This window comes from Salinimonas marina (assembly GCF_015644725.1).
In the GTDB taxonomy this organism is placed as follows: Bacteria; Pseudomonadota; Gammaproteobacteria; order Enterobacterales; family Alteromonadaceae; genus Alteromonas.
Window position 1 is genome coordinate 1,672,531 of sequence record NZ_CP064795.1, and the last position, 22,419, is coordinate 1,694,949.

Sequence of the window (22,419 nt, forward strand, 5' to 3'; positions counted from 1 at the left end):
AGGATAACGTTAAGACGCTATCCAGATTGTGCTCCTGAAAAGGTTTCACAATCGTTAATCGCTACAGATTAGCACACAATTTATGGAGAGGTGGCAGAGCTCGGTTTAATGCACCTGACTTGAAATCAGGCGAAGGGTCAAACCTTCCGGGGGTTCGAATCCCTCCCTCTCCGCCATTTTGAAGAAACCCACCATCTGGTGGGTTTTTTTATGTGCCGAGAAAAGTGACATTGTGGATTGGGAGGGTGAGAACACCCGCGGTTCGACAAAACGGCAGGAGTGCCGTTTTGCAAAGCCGTCAGGCTACACGAAGGGCGAGAGCCATGGATGGCTCGAGTGAATCCCTCCCTCTCCGCCATTTTGAAGAAACCCACCATCTGGTGGGTTTTTTTGTGCCCTTAGAAAAGTCAGACTTTGAGCGGGAAGGGTGAGCCCCCTTCGTGGTGGTCACTTTAATAGCGAAAAAATGCCAGTAAAGCCGTTTTGCTAAGCTGTGAGGCTTCTCGAAGTGCAAGAGCTGAATAAGATGGGCATAAATTCCTTCCTCGGGTCATATTGCCGAAATCGCTGCCGGTGATGTTTACATCCACATTAAAATATTGTCATTCTTCGATACCTCTAAAATACGCTGCAGCCCTATTGTTTAAAGGACTGCAATGATCTCAACTGGATTGTATAAACGTATTAAGAGGCCTGTCTATTTCGCGCGTCGTCAAGCTGACGGTGCTGCCAAAACCATAGAATATTGTTGTTCACACCTGCTATATTGCTCACTACCTGTTTATTTTCATCATCCAGCCATGGTGTCATTACCCTGAGTGAGCGCAGTGCAACCCGCGGTATATCTAAGAGGAAGTAATATGGATGTCATTCATACCCCCAATCTGCACGACGGAACGATTGAGCAGAAACGTGCAGAAGTGCTGGCGTATTTTCATAACTCTTTTGATACCTATGAAAGTTTGTTTGCTAACTTAAAAAGTGATGAGGCGTTTTATCAGCGCCCGGAAAGCCTTCGTCATCCTCTCATTTTCTATTACGGGCATACGGCCACCTTCTTTATCAATAAGTTAATGCTGGCTAAGCAAATTAACGAGCGCATTAATCCTGATTTTGAGTCGCTGTTTGCCATTGGCGTCGACGAGATGAGCTGGGATGATTTGAATGATGCTCATTATGACTGGCCTGATGTGGCCGAGGTGAAAGCGTATCGTCAGGCGGTGCGGGAAAAAGTCAGCAAAATAATTTGTGAATTAGATTTCACTCTGCCCATAAACTGGCACAGTCCTATGTGGCCGGTGGTGATGGGGATTGAACATGAGCGGATTCATTTAGAAACCTCCTCGGTCCTTATTCGCCAGCTCGATCTTAAATTTATCGATCCTCAGGCGGCTTGGTTACCAAGTGAGCAGCACACAGAAGCGCCGCACAACACCGTGCTGCCGGTAGCACCTGGTGAGGTGGTAAATAATAAAACCACAGATTCTGCCTGGTATGGCTGGGATAACGAATATGGTTTTCAGCAGGAGCAGGTGGAAGAGTTTAAAGCCAGCCGCTATCTGGTCAGTAATGCCGAATTTTTACAGTTTGTTGATGCTCAGGGCTATCACCGCTCAGAATTTTGGGAAGCCGAAGGCTGGCAGTGGCGTGAATTTACCCAGGCCCGCCATCCGGTGTTCTGGCGGCCCACCGATAACGGTTATGTTTATCGGGCCATGGTGAAAGAAATTCCGTTACCGCTGAGCTGGCCCGTGGATGTTAATTATCACGAAGCCAAAGCGTTTTGTAATTTCAAAATGGCGCTCACGGGCGAGGATATCCGTTTACCCACCGAAAATGAATGGCAGCGGCTGCGCGATGAAAGCGGGCTGGATCAGATGCGCTTTTATGAGAATATGAATATCAATCTGGCAAAAGCCGCCTCGTCTGAACCGGTGAGTGTGAATCAGCATGGGGAGTTTTTTGATGTGGCAGGAAATATCTGGCAATGGACTGAAACGCCTATCTATCCATTTGAAGGGTTCGCAGTTCACCCAATCTATGACGATTTCACCACGCCTACATTTGATAACAAGCACAATCTGATAAAGGGTGGTTCCTGGATTTCCACCGGTAATGAAGCCACCCGGGATAGCCGCTATGCGTTTCGACGTCATTTTTTCCAGCATGCCGGCTTTCGGTATGTGCAATCTAACAAGAAGATAGCCGTGAACGATTTTGATTATGAAAGTGACACCCAGGTGTCGCAATACAGCGAATTTCATTATGGTGAACAATTCTTTGGGGTACCCAATTTTGCCCGGCAGTCAGCCGAACTTTGTCTGAGCTATACCGAAGGCCGTGCCCGGCGCAAAGCGCTGGATCTCGGTTGTGCGGTAGGACGCTCCTCGTTTGAACTGGCGCGCCAGTTTGATGAAGTTCATGGCATTGATTTTTCTGCCCGGTTTATCAAAACCGCTACAGACATGCAGGAACGCAAAGAACTGCGCTACACCCTGATAGACGAAGGCGAGCTTACCTCCTTCAAATCACGCAAACTGAAAGACTTTGGGCTGGAACCGTTCGCAGATAAAGTGTCTTTTGCTCAGGGCGATGCCTGTAATTTGAAGCCCCAGTACACCGGTTACGATCTTATTTTTCTGGGCAACTTACTGGACCGGGTGTATTCGCCTCGTAAGTTACTGGCCGATATTCAGCAGCGACTGAATGTAAATGGGATTCTGGTAGTGGCATCACCGTTTACCTGGCTTGAAGAATATACCGAGCGGGACGAATGGTTGGGGGGTACAAAGACAATACCGGCGAGACGCTTACGTCTACCGCGGCATTGGAAAGTACCCTTACGCATTGTAAGCGCATCGGTGGCCCCCAGGATATTGAATTTGTGATTCGTGAAACAAAACGTAAATTTCAGCACAGTATTTCTGAATTCAATATTTTTGAACGGGTAAAATAATCTGTTTATTCACCGACACCACACCGGCTCGCTGAAATACGACGGAGTGCAGCAAAAATTCGGCGTCAGTAATGACAGTGTTTTGTCGATGTGGATAGCCGATATGGATGTTGCCTTACCATCGCCTGTGAGTCAGGCGGTGGCAGAGTATGTTCACTCAGATCAGGTCGGATATCAGCACGTTGATATCGCCACGGCAGTAGAGACGTGGCTACGCCAGCAGGGGGTTAAAGTAGCGGCCAGTTGGCTAGTGCCAGTGGCCAGCGTGGTGACCACCTTATGGCGCTGCATCAATATGTTTTCCTCGCCCGGTGAGCGGGTGGGGTTATTTACGCCCGTGTATGGCCCGTTTTTTCCGTGCATCACCGAGCAACAGCGCCAGATAGTAGAGTTAGACTGGCGGTGGAAGGAGGATACTTACCGACCTGATCTATCGAACCTGCCCACAGATTTGGCCATGCTGCTTATCTGCCAGCCGAACAATCCCACCGGAAGTGTATGGAATTATGATGAGCTGGAGGTGTTGGCCCGTCACTGCCAACAGCACAATATTGTCCTTATCAGCGATGAAGTGCACCGGGATTTTGCATTCGACACCCCGGTCTCGAGTGTGATGAATTTGCCGGCCGAGCTAAAAAGCACCTGCATCATGCTTGGCTCGCCTGCAAAAACCTTCAACCTTGCCGGAGTGGGCGCCGCAGCCTATGCCATCACCACAAATCCGGATTTCAGACATAGGCTAATGCAGGATGTCGCTCGTCACCATCAGCAGCCCGGTCCGCTTGCCAGTCTGGTGACTAATACCGCATATCTCTATTGCACAGAGTGGTTCAAGGACATAAAACACGCCATTGCCGTAAATCGGCAGATCATCAGAGATGCTGCATTAAGTGCCCGGTTTTCTTTGTATCTGGGTCCGGCAACCTATTTTGCGTGGCTGGATGCCACCGCATTGGGTGATGATGCAAAAGATACGATGCTAAACCATTATCAGCTGGCGCTGGGTGATGGCGCACAATTTGGTGCCCCCGGCTATTTTCGCTTAAACCTGGCCACGCATCCGGATATTGTTCGCGAAGTCTTAGCACGGCTGAACTCACGCTGACTTTTATGTAAGCACGTGAGCCGCCCACTACGTGATGATTGCCTGTCCTCTATATCAAAGCTTCGCGGCCTCATTGGTTAATAATCAGTTTTCTCTTTTTATACACTGCATTTCGGCCCGTTATTGGAAAACCGCATTTTGGAATCACAACATGATCAATGCCTGTCCACCATAGCAACGTTAACAATATCCGGAGAAACTATGGGCGGCTGACCGCCGCTTTCATGTTCGTTTTTTGAATTAATGTAATGCACACACATTCTTACAATTATTGCGCATACAAGAGAAGCCTCATCAGTGCCTGTCTACCATTTCATCAACGGTTAGGAAACCGCAACGAGATCGGTGCCTGACCACCACATTAAAGTCAGCTATATCAGAAAAACCTATATGCGCTGACCGCCGCTTGCATATTCATTTTTTGAATTAATGTAATGCACACACATCCTCACGATTATTGCGCAAACAGGGGAAGCATCATCAGTGCCTCTCCACCTTTTCACTCTCCGGAGAAACTATGGGCGCTGACCGCCGCTTTCATGTTCGTTTTTTGAATTAATGTAATGCACACACATTCTTACAATTATTGCGCATACAAGAGAAGCCTCATCAGTGCCTGTCTACCATTTCATCAACGGTTAGGAAACCGCAACGTGATCGGTGCCTGTCCACCTTTTCAACGGCCTTGCCTGTCCACCATAGCAACGGTCCACCATAGCAACGTGAACAATATCAGGAGAACCTATGGGCCCTGACCGCCGCTTCAATGTTCGTTTTATGCATTGATACACAGATATTCTTGCGATTCTCGCGAATAAAGTAGGAAACATGATTAGTGCCTGTCCACTATAGCAATGTGGAACGTGATAAGTGTCTGTCCGCTTTTTCATCCGTCCGGTGTTGGAAAACCGCAAGGTGAAATCACAACATGATCGATGCCCATGATCGATGCCTGTCCACCATAGCAACCTGAACAATATCAGGAGAACCTATGGGCACTGACCGCCGCTTCAATGTTCGTTTTTTTGCATTAATACACTCAAGTATTTGCGATTATCGCAAACACAGGAGCAAGCTACACTTTGCATCAAGATTTTTAGTTAAGAAGATTGCACTATGTTTTACCTAAGGCGCGCACAACAACGTGGACAGGCACAATTTGGCTGGTTGCACAGCCAGCATACGTTTTCGTTTGGCCATTATTACGATGAACAACATATGGGGTTTTCGGTGTTAAGAGTGATAAACGATGACGTGGTGCAGCCCGGTTATGGATTTGAACCTCATCGGCATCGCGACATGGAAATCATCTCCTATGTTATTGACGGTGAACTGGAACACCGGGATAGCCAGGGCAATCAATCGGTGATCCCGCCGGGCGATATTCAGCGAATGAGTGCAAGTAGCGGTATTCAGCATTCGGAATTTAATGCCTCATTGACTGAAACAGTGAACTTTTTGCAAATATGGGTAGAGCCTGAAAAATTAGGGGTGATGCCATCCTACGCCCAAAAAACCGTTGAGCAGCAAGAGCCGCTAACGGCGCTGGTGACACCAGATGGTGCAAAAGACAGCATTTCAATAAATCAGAATATGAGCCTGTCTCGACTGGTACTTGAAAAAGGGCAAAGCCTTGAGTTGCCGGTAACGCGTGAGCGCGCGTATCTGCACCTCATTAAAGGTGAACTTACAAGCCCGGCAGAAACATTGTACCCGGGTGATGGGTTGGGTATAGAGCAAAGACGGGCTTTAGCAGTGTCCGCCACCAAGCAGGTAGAAGCACTCTGGTTTGATTTGCCGTAGCCATGATGGTGAATGGTTTACGGACCATGTCTGCTTCAATGAATGGGACAGGCACGGTCCGGCCGCTTATGGTGTTATTTTTTCACCCAGTTGCCATTATCATTTTTATGATATTTCTGTTTAACCGCTGACCATGCAACTTTGAAAGCGACTTCCTCGCGGCTGTCATTGCCATCCCTGTCCTTAGGATCTTTATATTCGTCCCAGGCACTATTGTAGGCTTCTTTAAATATCTCCTGAGCATGTGAGGGTAGGTTGTCGCTCACGGAGTCGGGTAACTCTGATTTTTTGTCGTAAGGCATAATTTCGCTTCCTTATGATGAATCTGTTTTATCTGCTACGCCGTAATTCAAATAATCGTTTAAACTTCAGTCAAATAGATAACAGTGACCGGCGCGGAGGACTTCACACCCCACTGAACCGTGGTATGATGAGTTTGGTGCAGAACGTACCCGTATCCGCGAATACAACAACGACTATCGGTGACCAATAACGTGATTAAGATTATCCTGGCAGACGATCATGAGCTGGTTCGAACAGGAATTCGGCGTATTCTAGATGATGAACAAGACTTTAGTGTTATCGCTGAAGCCAAGAGCGGTGAAGATGCCGTGCTGCTATGTCGGCGTAACGCGCCTGATATAGTATTGATGGATGTAAATATGCCGGGGATGGGCGGACTGGAAGCCACTAAAAAAGTGTTGCGTATGTCAGAAAATACCCGGGTGATTTGTCTGTCCATGCACAAAGAACATCCGATCCCGGCGCAGGTAATGCAAATCGGTGCGTATGGTTTTTTAACCAAAGACGCAGAGCCTGATGAAATGATTCGGGCTATTTATAAAGTCGCCGCAGGACAAAAGTATCTGCCGCCCGAAATAGCTCAGAGTATTGCCATAAGCAAGCTGTCTCCGGATGGGGACAACCCTTTCGAGGTGTTATCCGATCGTGAGCTAAGTATTGCCTTACGCCTTACCCGGGGTAAACGGGTGCCTGAAATTGCCAGCGAGTTATGTATCAACGCAAAAACAGTAAATACATATCGATACCGTATGTTTGAAAAACTTGGTGTTACCACAGATGTTGAACTGACCCATTTAGCATTAAGACATAAATTGATCGATCCAAATACATTGTAGTTCTGGCATGTCCTCATTTGACTCTTCTGCTTTTTTGAAAAACCTGACGAATCAGCCTGGTGTTTACCGAATGTATAACGCCCAGGAAGAAGTTATTTATGTCGGGAAGGCTAAAAACCTGAAAAAGCGGGTATCCAGCTATTTCAGAATGCAGGTAGATAACGCCAAAACCCGTTCGCTGGTGGCCCATATTGCGAATATGGATGTCACCGTGGTAAACAGCGAGATGGAAGCTTTCTTACTGGAAAATAATTTCATTAAGAAGTACAAACCCCGCTATAACGTGGTATTGCGCGATGATAAGTCTTATCCCTTTATCTTTTTGTCTGCCCATGAGCACCCGCGTCTATCTTTTCACCGGGGGCCGCAAAAGCGCAAAGGCGAATATTTCGGGCCATACCCCAGCGCCTGGTCTGTAAGAGAAAGTCTGCGTTCCATGCAGAAGATATTTCCGGTTCGACAATGTGAAGACAGCTATTATCGCGCTCGCAGCCGACCTTGTTTGCAATATCAGATGAAACGTTGCAGCGCACCATGTGTGGAAGGTTATGTCAGCGATGAAGAATACGCGGAACAAGTTAATCTGGCGCGTATGTTCCTAAAAGGAAAAAATCAGCAGGTAATTGGCACGCTGGTGGAGCGTATGGAACAGGCCTCAAAGGACATGAACTTTGAAGCGGCGGCTCGTTACCGCGACCAGATTACCGCGCTTCGAAAAGTGCAGGAACGCCAGTGGGTGGCAGGCACCCAGGACGAAATGGATGTGTTTGGTTATGCCCTAAAAGGCAATATGGCTTGTATTCAATCGATGTTCATTCGTGATCGTCAGCTGTTAGGCTCTAAATCGTTTTTTCCAAAAGTGCCGCCCACAGCCACCGAGCAGGAAGTCTTTGAATCTTTTTTACTGCAGTTCTATTTAGCGGGCAACAAGGTTATCCCTAAACAAATCGTTATTCCACTGGAACTGACCGACGAAGCGACCATTGCCGACGTGCTCAGCAGCGAAGCCGGCTATCGGGTGAAATTCTTCCGTGGCGCGCGGGATGAAAAGCGACGATACCTGGAACTGGCACAGAACAACGCCAATAATTCCTTAGAAGCACAGTTTGTAGAACAAAAATCAGTCCATGCCCGTTATCTCGATCTGGAAGAAACCCTGGAGCGAGAAGCCCCGGTCCAGCGCATGGAGTGTTTTGACATCTCGCACACCTCGGGCCAGCAAACGGTGGCCTCGTGCGTGGTGTTTAATCGGGAAGGGCCGCTAAAGACAGATTATCGGCGCTATAACATCGAAGATATTACCCCCGGCGATGATTACGCCGCCATGGCTCAGGCCCTTAAGCGTCGTTATAAAACTCCTAACGAGGCCAGCAAGATCCCTGATATTCTGTTTATCGATGGCGGCAAAGGGCAGCTGGCTCAGGCAGAAACCTTTTTTGCCGACTGGCCAACCGAAGTAAAGCCTATGCTTATCGGTGTTGCTAAAGGCACAACCAGAAAACCGGGGCTTGAAACACTGATTCTTGAAGATACCCATGAAACTATCCCGATGGAGAGTCATGCGCCCGCGCTACACCTTATTCAGCACATACGGGATGAGTCGCACCGGTTTGCTATAGCAGGGCATCGCAACCGGCGGCAAAAAGCTAAAAATACGTCAACACTTGAAGGTATCCCCGGTATTGGGGCAAAACGCCGTCAGGCATTATTAAAATATATGGGCGGCTTACAGGGACTGAAGCGGGCCAGTAAAGGTGAGATCGCCAGTGTTCCTGGTATCAGCACCGAGTTAGCCGAAACCATTTACGACCACCTGCATCATTAGTGGTACTTTAGCCCTGGTTAGGGGTTTAATCCAACGTTGGGGTTAACCCAGTGAAGCGAACAGAGAAGTTATTATGTGGACAGTACCAAATTTAATTACCCTTTTCAGAGTTGTCCTTATTCCGGTTTTTGTACTGGTTTATTTTATGGACTGGAAATGGGCTCATGAGGCAGGCGCCTTTATCTTCTGGCTGGCGGCGATCACAGACTGGTTTGATGGCTATCTTGCCCGCAAACTAGATCAAAACACCCCATTTGGCGCGTTTTTGGACCCCGTAGCAGACAAGCTAATAGTCGCCGCGGCGTTATTAATGATTACCCATAGCTATGCCACGCTGTGGATCACGTTACCTGCTATCGTGCTATTGGTGCGTGAGATTTATATATCTGCTTTGCGGGAATGGATGGGCAGCCAGGGGCTACGTGATGAAGTAAAAGTATCATTTATCGGTAAAGCCAAAACCACCGCTCAGATGTTGGCGCTTATCGGTCTGCTGTCGGGACTGGAAACCTTTATGGGTTTCCCAATTTATTGGGTGAGCCTGGGTTATATTTTACTTTATATTGCAGCCGTTTTATCGTTGTGGTCGATGGTGGTATACACGTCAGCTGCATGGAAACATCTTGCGGGCAAAGCCTGAAATTCACCTTACTGTTCGACTAATGCGCAATGTGAATAAAAAACTAGCAAACAAACCTGAAAATGCAAAATTCGTTGAAAATTAGCGGTTTTTGTATTGACAGTGAGGGTGGGGTAGGTAGAATGCATCCCACGTTTGGCACAGCAAGAAACGCAAACCAAACACCAGTTTGTCGTTGTTTTTAAATGACAAACTATGCAGTAAACATGCGGGAATAGCTCAGTTGGTAGAGCACAACCTTGCCAAGGTTGGGGTCGCGAGTTCGAATCTCGTTTCCCGCTCCAAGCTTTCTAGTTTGGTGGAATCAGGTGCACCGGTTAATAATGTATCGCGACGGTCGTGACAACGTGGTTGCCAGTTACGCATCTTGTTTCTCGCTCCAGGCTTTTTAGTTTGGTGGAATCAGGTGTTACGGTCTATATCGTATACTGCTTCCTAGCTTCTGACTTAAATGTCAGATAGCAAAAAATTGGCGGAATGGCAGAATGGCTATGCAGCGGATTGCAAATCCGTCTATCTCGGTTCGACTCCGGGTTCCGCCTCCAAATTGCTTTTACCAAGGCAATTGCACCAGGTCTGACGACCGAGCCCTCTAAGCCCGGGTGGTGAAATTGGTAGACACAAGGGATTTAAAATCCCTCGATCGTAAGATCGTGCCGGTTCAAGTCCGGCCCGGGCACCATTATTTTCCTAATAAAATCAATAGTTTACATGATTTTGGTTTTATCTTGTGACCGTGATGTGACCATTTGGAACATTTTCGATACTGTCTCAGCCATTCCAGGCATCTCAGAATCCATCCATCTACCGTAGTGTTTCTCGAACATCTGGATAGAGGTGTGACCCATCTCCCGCATGATCCAACGCTCAGCAACACCCTTGGTTAAAAGTTGGCTGGCGTAGGTGTGACGAGCTTGATTGGGGCCGCGGTAACGGATACCCAGTTTCTTTAGAAACGATTCAAAGAACCGCTCGCTGACTCGGGCGCTATTGATGTATGGCTCATGGGTAAATGTGTCGGTGAAGATAAAGGTGAGCTTTTCCTTTTTCTTGCGTCGTTTGTCTGCCTGAGTGACTTCGACAGTCTGGGGTCGCTGCATAAAGGTCAGGGCCTTTTGTTGCAGTAGAATGTCCCAGGCTTGATCCAATAGATGAACTGTTCTGACACTGCCTCTGGTTTTCGGTACTTTGTAATCACCGCGTACCACAGAGCGCCGAACACTCACTTCACGCTTATTGAAGTCCACGTCTTCCCAGGCCAGTGACAACCATTCAGAGATCCGTAATCCTGACCAGCAGGCAAACAGGAACCCATTACGTTCTGACTCTCGGGTTGTTTCTGTAGCACTGATTATGTCCAGTTCCGCCATCCCGAAGGGATCGGCGTTGTCCTCTGAATCCCGCTCAAGGTTTTTGACATGGGTGAGGGGGTTGAACTCAATGATGCGATCAGCCAACGCATCCTCGAAGATCCCACGAAGTGGGGTCATTATATCGTTGATGGTTTTGTTGGATAGTTCACCCAGATCTCGTACACGCCAGGTTTTGATTTCCGACTGGAGTATTGAATCTAAGGTTCGGTGGCCAAACTTGGGGCGTAACCGGTTATCAGCGATACCCTGATAGCCACGCCATGTTTTAGGCGCCAATGAGCTTTCCTTGGTTTTAAGCCAAACATCTAAAGCTTCATTGACGGTGGGTACCTGTTGCACCGGCGCAAACAAATCCGCCTTCTTTGAGTCAGGAAAGTGGGAGCGATAGTTAAAGGTACCCTGGGCAATCTCATGCAGGATTACCGTGCGTTTGTTGTACGCCCATTTGATATTGGCTTTCGTGGCAGCCATATTTTTGAGCGTTTCACGACAACGTACACCTTGAAACCGAAAATCAATTGCAAGTGAGTCGCCTCGCAATTGAACCCCAGGATAACCTTTTACAAACTCAAGCAACTGACTCATTGAATTCCTCGAAAAGTTGGTCGATGTTCTCATAATGATACATGATTACACCGTGAACTTTCTTCCAATGCTGTCCTTCGATAAATTTACCGCGGTTACGGCGCTTATCCAGGGCCTGAACCGTAATACCTTTATGTTGTTCAATGATCTCGGCGCGTACCCAGCCTAGACGAACGTAACTAATTTTCATAAAATGATTTCTCTTGTAGTAGTCGGAATGGGTCCGACGATTTTTAAGGATAATAAATGAGATTACTCTCAGTGGTTGGTGCGGCGCTTTTGACAGTTGGGTGTACCAGTACCCCTAAATACAAAACCATGGATGCAGATACCTACACATTCTTTTCGACTCATATGTTACGAACAGAAAAGTGCTTCGTTCAGAACATGATCTCTCCAACGGAATACGCCCAGAGTAAACAAAACATCGGGTATAGTCTTAATACCTGGGTGTATCAACCAGATAGATTAGAGCGTGAGTACACCACTATGTATAATAGTACCTCCAGTATGACGCCATCTGCGTGTCGTGAGGTTCAAGGACAGATCGCAGAAGCTACGCTAATTATCAACAAAGACGTAAATCGCCAACAAGCAAACGCGAATGCCCAGTCTACCCAATGGGAGCAGCTTTCAGAGATAATGAATCAGGACAAAACCACCTGGTGCCACAAGGTGGGTTCCACAGTCATGTGTAACTAAAAGAAGCCCCTTAATAGGGGCTTCGTTGTTTTAGTCGAGTACTGCTTTTAACAGCTCAATCTGGTCCCAAGACAGCTCCAGAGTAGTTGGCGTTAGTACTCCTGGACCGGCAATAGAAATTGCGGCACCTTCACCGTTTGGCCAGGAGGTCTGCTGAACGAGGGCTGTTTTATCCTCGGTCCAACGATGACGTACCTCGATCATTTCTTCCTCGACTTCTATTGGCTCAAATTCACTCATACGTCCTCACGTATACGTAATGCCACCGGGTGGAACGGAATTCCGTCCGGGGTGTAGTTGAAAAATTTAACCGTAAGCATTTTGCCGTAGTTGCTTTCGGCTTCCTGAGCGTGGCGGTGCTTCTCGTACATATCACCTGGCGCGGTGACTGAGAACTGTATACCGTTAGGCGCACGACAGATGTAAATGCCAACGTCCAAGTCGTGGCGTTCATTGCGCTTACCTGTCTGGTGACCGGTAATTTCAAACTCAGCGTCCTGAAAATCCTTTTTCTTCATCAGCGAAGGGGAGCGTTTACCGTCCTCGTAGCTGTGAATGCCCTGCCGAACAATCGTTCCTTCATACCCCATACCAATGTACTTGGCGTGCAGGTCGTTCAGTTCCCGATCTGTCAACACCACGGTCGTTTCGGTTACGGTCACGCACGTAGTCACCATATTCGCATGAATATCAGATAGGACTTCATGGCGGCTCGGGTAGGGCATATCGCGTACTACGTCGTACAGGCAGTAGCATAAATGTCGGGACTCAGGCTTGGGTTTCTTAACCAGGGAGCTAATGCGCTGCAGCGTTTCACCGTGGGCGTAGACTTCACCATCGAGCGTTTCACCTTCCCAGATACCACAGTCGAATGCGGTTTGCAGGTCGGCGCGGATATGCTCAACGTCCAGTACTTTACCCTGGCGCGAGTACAGCACCACTTGGCCGTCTTTCACTGTGGCCAGCATCCGGTGACCATCCATTTTTGGCTGGGCCAAAACGGGATAATTCCAGGCTTTAACCTTCTCAATGGGTTGGGCCAGCATCGGCTTGATGAAACCCAGTGCGTTCGTGGTCCTCTGCCCGGGCTCAGGCATCTCATAGGTGTACCCTTTGTCCAGTTTTTTACTGACTTTGGACTTAGCTTCACTGATAGCCTGCTCCAATGGGGTTGTCTCATTGGCCCGACCGATGTTCTTACCTTCAGCAGTGTAGCTATCCGTCACCACGGGCTTACCACCAAGCTTTTTGGTCGCAGTAGTACGGGTTAGGGGGTATGGGTTGATATTAAACACTTCAATTTTCCAGCTACCAATGTCGCCGTTACTATGCGTGGTAAATAGCTCCTGGCCATATTCGTAGGTACCTGCGTTCAATATATCTTCAACTTGCATGGTCATAAGCAAAGCTCCCGGTAGCGTTCATTTAGTGCAGTAGCCAGTTTGGAATCCAGATCCGGATCATCCGCTGATAAGGTATCCAGGATTTCGGTCAGGTGTTCATTGTCCTCACGGCCATCCCATACCTTGACGTAGGTACCTTCTTTGTAGCCGTGGTCCTGGCGGAAGAAGTTCAGTACATTCTTGCCCACGTATTGACGGTACAGGTCATCAGTGGACATACCCGCCTGAGCCAACACATACATGAACTCAGGTACGGATGGGTCACCGGCAGCAAGCGTGCTGATCAGATACTGCAGATTACCCAACAGGTCATTGCCTTTTACCCAAGAGGGTATGAAGCGAGCCGGGCTTGCCATATGAGTAACACTTGCCTCGGCCAATTCGAGATCGCCGTCAGAGGTGACAATCCACTCAGACAAGATGAAGTGCCAAATATCCACCAACTCCATCCGTAGTTGGGGCATATTCGGGGTTTGTTTCTTCCACCACTTCCAGCCATGATGGTCTACGGCTTCTGCGGCTTCGAGTGTGGCAGCCAGCAGCCAGTTGTTATCAGCGTTGACCCAGTCAGGGTTAACCTTGCCGTTCATGGCTGATTGCATTGACAGCATGGTTCTAACTTGTTCTTTGGTAAGCATGGTATTTTTCTCCAGGTAATAAAAAGGCCACCCGGAGGTGGCCTTTTTGAGTAAGGTATTTAGTGAATATTATTTAGAGCGCATATCCATAATTGGCATGGCACTACTACCCATAATTGTTTGTGGTAGTTTACCGTTCCACGACTGCGCTTCGGTCAGCTTTATGATTAGTGGGTTATTCTTCAACGCTTTGGCTTTGGCTTCAATAGCCTCGGCTTCGGCAAAACCTTTCATTTTAATGGACTCAGCCTGCGCCTTAGCAACTTTCATAATACCCTGGGCTTTTGCATCAGAGGTGTTTACTTCACGTAATGCTTCTAAGCGCTGACGTTCCAGCTTATGTTCCTCAGCAGCGGCCAGGTTCTTTTCTGTCTGTTTGGTTTCAATCGAGTTCAAGTACTTTTGAGGTAAATTGATGTCCTCGATCTGCACGTTGTCTACGGTTACCGGGTAGTGGGCCATTTCTTCTTTCAGTAATGACTCAATCCTGGCAATCGCTGCAGCGCGGTCCTGAATCAAATGCTCAGCACTGTATTTAGGAATGATTTCCTTAGTCGCAGACCGAAACCGTGGGTCAAGGATACGGCTTTCAAACTGGGTTAAGCCGCCGTATGAGCGGTACAGTTCCAGGGCTGAGGTACGATCCACAGTCCAGTTCACCGATACTCTGACGGTTATTGGCATTTGCTCATCAGTAGAGGAGGCCATGGATTCCACGTTTTTACGGGTCCGTACTTCCAGTTCTTCAACTGATTCAGCGAATGGGATTTTAAAGTGCAATCCAGGTGTTTCCTGGGTCTTGGCTTCACCAAATAATTTGACGATACCTACATGACCTTCTTCGATCTGGTACATCGAGGCGGCGCCAACTATAAGACCGATTACCGTACAAACGCCGGCGATAATATAACGTACTGATACTTTCATATTTTTCTCGTTTTTAAGGGTTCAAAGGAGCAGTGGTTATGCTTCGTCTTCATCCATATCCAGGCGCTTTACCATCATTTGTGCAATACGCTTTTCGCGTTCTGCTGTACTGATAGTGGCGTCCTGTTCATTGATTTTCATGGCCAGGGCGACTTTACGTTTGTTCGCTGCGGTGATTTGCTTTTCAGCCTTTAAGGTGGCTTTGTTGCAGATAGCGGTGGCGAGTTTGATCAAGGATGATACGGTGAAGATGGACATAGTTTTATGCTCTTGGATAGATATAAGGAGGGGATAGGTGACACGACCAGTTGGTCTTTTCAGATTTCTCCGATGGCGGGTGTCACTGCCTAGCTGATTAGCCCGTTAGGGTTGTTCAACTATGAGGAAATTGATTTCCAGATTGCACTGTGCTCGGAGGCCAACATTATGTTGTCCCACTCTACAGCCAGGTCCTGGATTTCTTTTTGTGCGTGTGAATCAATGCGCTGTTGGTAAGCACGGTTCCACGCATTTAATGAGGCGGTCACATAGTAACTCGTCAACATAGACTGTGGCAAGAGGCTTCTGACCTGTTCAGGGGCAAAACCTTCCTGGATCGTTTCACCGTACAATTCTCTGAAGTCATTGTGAAACGTAGTGGTATAACCACACATGTCTTCGTTGTCCGGGTGAACACCGCCGGAACCCTGCTTAATAGAACCATCAGGTCTACTACGCCACTCGGCTATATCATAGAAATCAGGCGTGTCGTCCACATAGCGGCGTGACACTTCATTGTAGGTGGTGCCTATCATGTGCTTGAAGCGCTGACGGGCAACAAAGATGGGCACGGTTTCACGCATGGTCACATCAATGAATGCCGGATCGGTTTCATCGGTCACCTGCCACAGGTGATGCGGTTTGTCTCTGACTGGTGCGTAAGGCAGTAATGCCTTGGCGCACTCCGGGGCCACTTTGTAAATAAAGTGGATCACGTCCAGACGGAACGCCTCTTTAATCAGGTCGTTCTTGATCAGGTGAGCCCAGCCGTACAGCGAGGTACGGAACTTGAAAATACCCTTATTTTTGTCAGTACGCCATGCGGCTGACGCGACGTCCTCCGGGTTGATGTTTTCTAAGTCCACAAAGACAAAGTCACTGGCCAGGGTAAACCGGACATGACTGAACGGGGTCCAGTGTCGGTGTGTAGCCAGGTAGCTGACCAGACCTTCATCAGAACCCTTTGGTTTGTCTTTGCGGTAGGTGAACTCAGTCGATTCTTTATCCATGGACACCCGGGCAGCGTTCACGGTCATCAAATCGGCACTGGTCTGTGGGATATACTCAGCTTTCATTGGGTTCTCTCAAAAGTGGTTGCGTTGATATCTGTAAATGGGCGCCTGAGGTGCCGTACTTGCTCAACTAGCGTACCGTTTTGATCACGCTCGAAAATGGCAGTACGGTACCCCAGGCCCCAAAAGATATTGTTTAATGCTTTGTAGTCATGGCGGGTGAAATTCCCCCGCAGTCCCTTTACACACACCATTTTTCGGGTGGGGTAGGTAACCGTGAAGGTACAGTCTGGTCGTCGCCAGATCTGCTGGACATTCTCTACCTCAAACTTCATCAGCCTGCTCCCTGAGCTGCTGATAAGTCCCATTTTGTAAGTCCTGGTACTGCTCAACAGGTACCATTACCCATTTGGGTATGCGTTTGTGGGTAATTATCGTAATGGTTTCGTCGTCTTCGGGTATCAGTCCTTGTCTCAGTGAAGCCAATGACATAGTAGGGGCGTCTATCCCCATGCGCGGGAGATCGCGGATGCGATACTCTCTTAATTTTGCGTACACCACTTGGATACTTAACCCAAGTAGATGTGACATTTCTTCGGGCGTATAGCCGTTGGTCCACATAGCGATTAAGGCATCTTTGTTTTGCCGTTCGCGTACTGCAGATCCACTTTCAAGTCGCCAGATTTGCCGGCGGCTCCATATGGTGTCTTTAGTAACACCGTAAATCATGGCAATTTCACTGTCTGATTTGCCGTCTGCGATGTACTGGATTACATCTTTTTTGTCACTCTCAAGAGGGGGTTTTCGTAAGATAGGAAGGGGGGATGATCTGTTCATGGTAGGATTCTGGTAGGTCCGTGGAACAGAGCACCCCTGTTCCACAAAGTGTGGAAGGGTTATCTCATTTTACGTGAGCGGATTAGTCGAGCATGATCGTCGCGGCAGTCTTCATCACAGAATAACTGGGCACCGGGTAAACGTTCACGACAGAAATGACAACGTCTAATAGCCACTAGTCGGTCCTCTGCAGGTTTACTTGTTATGGCTTTAATAGCACGTTGGCGTTCAGCTTCTTCTGTTTCAGAAGCACGATCAATAGGGTCGGCGTACATAAATACCTCATTACGCAATTAAGGAATAAATCTCATTTTTGTCGGTTTTCTCGAAGGCGAGTGCACCAAGACTTTCAAGCATTTTAAACGCCTGTTCTTCGCGCCATTCGTAGATATAGGGGGTAGCCAGCCAACCTACACTGAGTAGGTGATTTGGGTTAAACCCATCTACAAGTTTTTTGTGGTGTGTATTAAGTGTTTCCACCATATCCCGCTGGAATTGGGGATGAGTGACTTGGATTTCTTCTGACTTTGAATAGTGCTTCCCAAAGACATTGATACCAAACACGGCAATATACACAGTCCACTGGTGACGTAATTGTGAGATCAACTGAAAAGTGGCCGGGTGCATGACCAGTGGTTTTTGAGTCCGTAGATCCAATAACTGGCATGGGCCTTGTGCTGCAACACAACCGATGGCGGTGTGCTTGAGCTTTTGACGAGCTAAACGCTCAGCCGTTTTAATACTATTGTGGGCTTTGCGCTTACGCATGTAACAGTACCTATATATTTACAAAAAGCAAGTTAAAGCCCGGCGCCGCTATGCGGCGTCCTGGGCTCTTTTCTTCATGGCAGTACGGATAACCTCAGTTATCTCCTCACCCGTTGCCCCATTAGGCAACTCAATCTCATCCTTCCAGGTAGTGTGGAACAGTGACAACTCCCCACCTAATCCTACAGAGGGATGCTGTATTTCAGGTAGCTCCTGCCATTCCATACATTCGACCAGGTTCTTGTTTAGCCACTCCACTACCGGCACATCATCACGTACCATAAAGTACTGGGCATCGTGAATGTGGGCGATAGGTAGAATGTCGTAACGGAACTTTGAGTCGAAGACGCGTTCCTGTAGCTCAATACCTGCACGGTTGTTTAACAAACCATAGGACTGCCCTAAGGCATTACCTGCGGTCCGTGACTCTGCCTGTGCTTCGTAAGGAGTACGTTTATTCCCCATCAGGCATTGTTTAATGACCGGGGTTCTGACACGTAATCCAAAGGCCACACTGACATAACCATCCTGTGCAGCAGTATCCACCTTGGCTTTAACCCAGTTGTCCGAGTGTTCGTACAGTCTGTGGTAGTTGGCTTCAATGGACTTGGCTTCTGCTTCTGACAGGCCCAGGCCCATAAGACCGTGGTACGTCCCACCATAAGTCAGCAGAAACGTAGGTGCCTTAGATTTTTGGCGCAGATCAGGATAGAGTTTTTTGATGCTATTAATGGACTCAACATCATCAGCGTCAATATCTGGCATCTGGTTACCGAAATACCCATAGGCCCGTAGGCAGTGGCCATCAAATCCATCGGTGTATACCTTTAGTTTTTCTGGGTCGCGTGTGGTCAGTGCCGAAATTCGGTCTTCCAGTGACGCGAAATCCGCCCCCATGAACACCCAACCCGGAGGTGCTTTAAAGCACGACTTCACCAACTTAGAGTAGGTTGAGCCAGTGGATGGAATGTTTTGTAGGTTAGGACCAGAGGAACTAAGGCGCCCTGATACGGTACCACCCAGGTTGAAATTCCCATGCAGGTAGTGATGCCCATCTTCCTTAAGTACTGCTTTTTCAAAGGCAGCAATAAAGGTATTCAGAATTTTACCTGCATCAGAGTAATCAACGATGGTTTGGATCAACTCCTTGGTATCGTCCTTATGCGTCATACCATACATTTTCATCAGGGTGTCGCCGCCTACGGCCGGCGCACCAGAGTCCGTTTTATCAATGACCGGGTAACCCAGATAATCGTAAAAGAACTGTTGCATCTGCGGGTTACTGTTGGGGTTAAACACCACATGGTGGAAGTCACTTAAGGGCTTGACCTTCTTTTTCAGTTTGGCGTTGGCCTTATCCATTTCCTGCTCACGCAGTAGATAGGTAAACTGCTGTACATCAGAGTGATTTTGGATGATGTCCTGGCACTGCTTAATCTTGGCTTCAAGCTCCTGTCTGGCGGCGTTTACCTGAGCCATATCCATAGGCATACCGGTCAATTCCATCTGCAGGATAACCCGTACAGACGGCTTAAAGATGCCTTCGTAGATTTCCATCTGACCGTCACGGCACATATTTTCGAAGTGTTTATTGAACACGTACCAGGTGGCCAGGCAGTCTTTGAGTTGGTAGATCTCGAGATCTTCCTTGGACAGTTTGGTAATGTCCGTCACATCTTCGGCAAAGTTGCCGGCAAATTCGTGTGACTGTTCTTTCAGGCTCAGTTTATTACCGGCACAGGAATTGGTGGCCAGATAGGTAATGAGCTTGGTGTCATGGAAGTCACGGGTCAGTACTTCGATACCGGCCTGCTTACCTTCTTCATCCAGTAAGTGCTGCATGAACAGGGTGTTCACCAGGATCTTCATATCGAAGTTGGCATTGTGATAAATCAGCGTACCGCGGTAGGTGTAGAAGAAATCTTTGAGCAACTGACGTACCTTACTGTTTGGCTCAGCGTAATCGTCACACCAGATCACCACACCGTTATGCTGGTCCCAGGCAAAGCCAATGGTAACCACACCGGTTTCCCAGAATTTCAGGCTCAGGGTTTCGGTGTCCACGGTCAGTGCGTCGTACTGTTTCAGCATCTCCAGGATTTCGTATACCCAGTTCGCATCACGAATGTACTGGGCACTGTGAATGATATTGGTACCGATTTCCTGGTACTTACCCTTTAAGGCAGTGGCCAGGGTGTTCAGGCCCATATCCAGTTTGTCCTGTAGATCCGGATTGTAGAACAGCGCGGCATGGTTGACGCCCAGTACCACCTTCATATCGGTGAACCCATCAATGGCACAGGGTAATACATAGCCGTGGTGCGGCTCGGCCTTACGTTCCTTGGTCAGGGTTTTAAAGTAGTTGGCATCGGCCACATACAGATACTCCACGCCCTGTTCCTTGAGGATGGGCAGCAGATCTTGTAAGTAGGCTTTCTGTAAGGATACTGGACATTTCCCCTTCGGTGCGTAAACCAAGTCAAAGGCAATAATGTCTTTAGACTTTAGTCCCTGCTCCTTTAGCGGCATGACATAGTGATTAGCCAGGTTGGTTTTATTTAGTGCCTGGCTTTTAATTAGAATAGCGACCCGGTAGGCCGTATTGTCCTGAAAGATAATGTGCTGCATGGCTATGCCTTCATGGTATTAAGGACAAGCTGCAACTTAATCAGTTTGAGTTCTTCCTCATGTTGGTGTTTGAACTCATCAATGGCTTCCTGGGACAAGGTAGAGTAGTCCTCACCTTTATCCGGTAATGCGCTGTGAACGCAGTCGGGTAACAGGTGATACAAGTCAGCCACAGTTTTCATCTTATTAAGTGCAGCGATAATAACGCTCTCGGCGCTAAGCTGTCTGGCTTCGTGGCGTTGCCACTCATCCAAGTGGTCCGTGAACTCATTGACCAGGGAGGGGTGCAAGGGTTTAAACTTAAACCCTGGCGCCTTCACATTTTGGTGACTGTACGCTTCACGTTTATAGCGAAAGCCTGCCAGTGTACCGGTAAGTTCCCGGTGCTTTAGGGCAACCCGGTCAATGATGTTTTGTTTGGATTCATTGAAGGCGTTTAGGATTAAATCCGCCACGCCGTTCTTAATGTTTATTGCAAAATAACGTGAGTAGTTAGGCTGAGACTCGTACATCTGTTTCTCCCATATAGTGTGATGGCAATTCCCCACACATAATGACCTCCTTAGAGGCACGGGAAACCGCGACGTAAAGTAATCTGGCAGTAGCATCAGCGTCCCGGCACGTACCGATATCAGTCAGGTCAATGAAGACCTTTCCATAGGTAGAGCCTTGTGACTTGTGTACTGTAGAGGAATAAGCCGGGCGTAAATCGCCCCAGTGATCCTTGATGTAAAAGTAATCCTGCCATTCTTTCTTACTGGCCAGATTTTTAAGCAGCATTTTCACCTTCCAGTGTTCTCTGGGAACGAATAGCTGAGTACCGAGTTGTAAGGTGACAAGATGACCATCAATACCTTTCTCTACACACGGCTCCGCTTTCAGAACCTTTACCACCCGGTCAGTGGAGTAGACTATTTCAGCGGATTTGGGGCGTATAATGGGCTTATTGGTAATCACATGTTCACCAGGACTAAGAGGATCGTTTATGCCTCGAAGGTCACTGATGATTTCGTTGTAAGTAGCTACCCGGTTATTAGTCCATGCCAATACCTTGGCTGACTCATCGGCCCGGTAGTTCTGGTGGGTAAATGCCTGTTGGATTTCCTGCCCAAAGTCCTCTGGAGATACCCGCCGTACCTGTTGACCATCGACAGTTGGTGGTAAGAACTTACCCGTGAATACTGAGTTACGGTACTGCGCGGCAAGGTCAGAGATAGGTCCGTCATGGCGCATGATTTCCGTAAGCTGGGTGGTACGTAATCCCTGACCAAAAATAGGTGACACACTCGACTTCACATTAATCAACTGCGCCGGGTCACCCATGTAAACAATCTTACAGTTACGGGTCTGGTTTTTGATGTGTGCTTTCATTTCATTATCAATGAAACTGGCTTCATCAATGAAAATCAGCTCGTTTTCTCGAACCTGAGCGTGAGACGCTAAACTAAGGTAAGTCCCGCCGGTACTATAACAATTCCGTAAAACCAATTGTAAGTGCGAGTGAATTGTCAGTGGATCGGTTCCCATAGACTGGGCCAGCACCGTTGCGGCCTTTCGGGTCGTGGCAGTAACTGCAATCTGGGAGAATTCTGGAAGTTTAGCCCCCAGCATAGAGGCAGAGACAGAGTACTTATCATAATTGTCGATAAGGTGTTTTACTAATGTGGTTTTACCGGTACCGGCAAAACCTTCGATTACAAATTCCACTGCCTCTGGGTCTACCAGAAAGCGTAGAAAAGCGGTGACCGCCTGTTTCTGGCAGTCATTTAAGTTAATGGACATGAGTATTCTCGAATAAAAAAGCTGTAGAGGGCAAATG

20 protein-coding genes, 4 tRNA genes and 1 pseudogene are annotated in these 22,419 nt (G+C 48.0%); 11 read left to right on the forward strand and 14 right to left on the reverse strand.

The window, feature by feature from the left end:
• Positions 1-84 precede the first annotated feature (84 nt).
• From IT774_RS07360 to IT774_RS07375, 4 genes and pseudogenes are all read left to right on the forward strand, one after another.
• Positions 85-176, forward strand: a tRNA-Ser gene (locus tag IT774_RS07360).
• A 684-nt stretch (positions 177-860) separates the two neighbouring features.
• A pseudogene (gene ovoA / locus IT774_RS07365) lies at positions 861-2,956 on the forward strand (5-histidylcysteine sulfoxide synthase).
• Between the two features lie 46 nt (positions 2,957-3,002).
• The gene (locus IT774_RS07370; protein ID WP_195811989.1) at positions 3,003-4,061 is read left to right on the forward strand and encodes an aminotransferase class I/II-fold pyridoxal phosphate-dependent enzyme; all 1,059 of its coding nucleotides are present in this window, start codon (positions 3,003-3,005) and stop codon (positions 4,059-4,061) included.
• A 1,116-nt stretch (positions 4,062-5,177) separates the two neighbouring features.
• Complete coding sequence (locus tag IT774_RS07375) at positions 5,178-5,864, forward strand: pirin family protein (RefSeq protein WP_195811990.1); 687 nt, start codon at positions 5,178-5,180, stop codon at positions 5,862-5,864.
• A 74-nt stretch (positions 5,865-5,938) separates the two neighbouring features.
• Here IT774_RS07375 and IT774_RS07380 read toward each other — a convergent pair whose 3' ends face one another.
• Complete coding sequence (locus IT774_RS07380; RefSeq protein ID WP_195811991.1) at positions 5,939-6,166, reverse strand: ChaB family protein; 228 nt, start codon at positions 6,164-6,166, stop codon at positions 5,939-5,941.
• Between the two features lie 192 nt (positions 6,167-6,358).
• Between IT774_RS07380 and uvrY the strand changes: the two genes are divergently transcribed.
• The 6 genes from uvrY to IT774_RS07410 all read left to right on the forward strand — a co-directional run bounded on the left by uvrY (position 6,359) and on the right by IT774_RS07410 (position 10,150).
• Complete coding sequence (uvrY, locus tag IT774_RS07385) at positions 6,359-7,003, forward strand: UvrY/SirA/GacA family response regulator transcription factor (protein ID WP_195811992.1); 645 nt, start codon at positions 6,359-6,361, stop codon at positions 7,001-7,003.
• Between the two features lie 7 nt (positions 7,004-7,010).
• Positions 7,011-8,828, forward strand: coding sequence for an excinuclease ABC subunit UvrC (gene uvrC, locus IT774_RS07390; RefSeq protein ID WP_195811993.1), 1,818 nt, complete (start codon positions 7,011-7,013; stop codon positions 8,826-8,828).
• Positions 8,829-8,901: 73 nt separating this feature from the next.
• Positions 8,902-9,468, forward strand: a complete 567-nt coding sequence (gene pgsA, locus IT774_RS07395) for a CDP-diacylglycerol--glycerol-3-phosphate 3-phosphatidyltransferase (RefSeq protein ID WP_195811994.1) — start codon at positions 8,902-8,904, stop codon at positions 9,466-9,468.
• A gap of 208 nt (positions 9,469-9,676) precedes the next feature.
• Positions 9,677-9,752: transfer RNA gene (locus IT774_RS07400), tRNA-Gly, on the forward strand.
• 187 nt (positions 9,753-9,939) lie between these two features.
• Positions 9,940-10,013 (forward strand) — tRNA-Cys (locus IT774_RS07405).
• A gap of 51 nt (positions 10,014-10,064) precedes the next feature.
• Positions 10,065-10,150, forward strand: a tRNA-Leu gene (locus IT774_RS07410).
• Positions 10,151-10,175: 25 nt separating this feature from the next.
• Here IT774_RS07410 and IT774_RS07415 read toward each other — a convergent pair.
• Positions 10,176-11,426 (reverse strand): Arm DNA-binding domain-containing protein, encoded by a 1,251-nt coding sequence (locus tag IT774_RS07415; protein ID WP_195811995.1) that lies wholly within the window; start codon positions 11,424-11,426, stop codon positions 10,176-10,178.
• Positions 11,410-11,616, reverse strand: coding sequence for an excisionase family protein (xisR, locus tag IT774_RS07420; RefSeq protein ID WP_195811996.1), 207 nt, complete (start codon positions 11,614-11,616; stop codon positions 11,410-11,412). Before xisR ends, IT774_RS07415 begins: the two co-directional genes overlap by 17 nt.
• Positions 11,617-11,672: 56 nt before the next feature.
• Here xisR and IT774_RS07425 point away from each other — a divergent pair, with 56 nt between their 5' ends.
• Entirely contained in the window at positions 11,673-12,128 is a 456-nt protein-coding gene (locus IT774_RS07425) for a hypothetical protein (protein WP_195811997.1), read from the forward strand.
• Between the two features lie 30 nt (positions 12,129-12,158).
• On the opposite strand, the gene IT774_RS07430 is transcribed toward IT774_RS07425, so the two are convergent.
• The 11 genes from IT774_RS07430 to IT774_RS07480 form a co-directional block, all read right to left on the reverse strand.
• Positions 12,159-12,368, reverse strand: a complete 210-nt coding sequence (locus IT774_RS07430; protein WP_195811998.1) for a hypothetical protein — start codon at positions 12,366-12,368, stop codon at positions 12,159-12,161.
• Positions 12,365-13,528 (reverse strand): ATP-dependent DNA ligase, encoded by a 1,164-nt coding sequence (locus IT774_RS07435; protein ID WP_218958954.1) that lies wholly within the window; start codon positions 13,526-13,528, stop codon positions 12,365-12,367. Before IT774_RS07435 ends, IT774_RS07430 begins: the two co-directional genes overlap by 4 nt.
• Positions 13,525-14,169, reverse strand: coding sequence for a dUTP diphosphatase (locus IT774_RS07440; protein WP_195811999.1), 645 nt, complete (start codon positions 14,167-14,169; stop codon positions 13,525-13,527). The genes IT774_RS07435 and IT774_RS07440 overlap by 4 nt, the downstream gene beginning before the upstream one ends.
• Before the next feature lie 69 nt (positions 14,170-14,238).
• The gene (locus IT774_RS07445; protein WP_195812000.1) at positions 14,239-15,096 is read right to left on the reverse strand and encodes a prohibitin family protein; all 858 of its coding nucleotides are present in this window, start codon (positions 15,094-15,096) and stop codon (positions 14,239-14,241) included.
• A 36-nt stretch (positions 15,097-15,132) separates the two neighbouring features.
• Positions 15,133-15,354, reverse strand: a complete 222-nt coding sequence (locus IT774_RS07450; protein ID WP_195812001.1) for a hypothetical protein — start codon at positions 15,352-15,354, stop codon at positions 15,133-15,135.
• A gap of 119 nt (positions 15,355-15,473) precedes the next feature.
• Positions 15,474-16,430 carry an FAD-dependent thymidylate synthase gene (locus IT774_RS07455; RefSeq protein WP_195812002.1) on the reverse strand — a complete coding sequence of 319 codons (957 nt, stop codon included), beginning with the start codon at positions 16,428-16,430 and terminating at the stop codon, positions 15,474-15,476.
• A 261-nt stretch (positions 16,431-16,691) separates the two neighbouring features.
• On the reverse strand, positions 16,692-17,204 hold the full coding sequence (locus tag IT774_RS07460) for a hypothetical protein (protein WP_195812003.1): 513 nt from the start codon (positions 17,202-17,204) through the stop codon (positions 16,692-16,694).
• Positions 17,205-17,489: 285 nt separating this feature from the next.
• The gene (locus IT774_RS07465; RefSeq protein ID WP_195812004.1) at positions 17,490-17,972 is read right to left on the reverse strand and encodes a hypothetical protein; all 483 of its coding nucleotides are present in this window, start codon (positions 17,970-17,972) and stop codon (positions 17,490-17,492) included.
• Positions 17,973-18,020: 48 nt separating this feature from the next.
• Positions 18,021-20,600: a DNA polymerase gene (locus IT774_RS07470; RefSeq protein WP_195812005.1), complete on the reverse strand. Its 2,580-nt coding sequence runs from the start codon at positions 20,598-20,600 to the stop codon at positions 18,021-18,023.
• Positions 20,601-20,602: 2 nt separating this feature from the next.
• Entirely contained in the window at positions 20,603-21,112 is a 510-nt protein-coding gene (locus IT774_RS07475; RefSeq protein ID WP_195812006.1) for a hypothetical protein, read from the reverse strand.
• Positions 21,093-22,382, reverse strand: coding sequence for an ATP-dependent DNA helicase (locus tag IT774_RS07480; protein WP_195812007.1), 1,290 nt, complete (start codon positions 22,380-22,382; stop codon positions 21,093-21,095). The genes IT774_RS07475 and IT774_RS07480 overlap by 20 nt, the downstream gene beginning before the upstream one ends.
• Positions 22,383-22,419 lie beyond the last annotated feature (37 nt).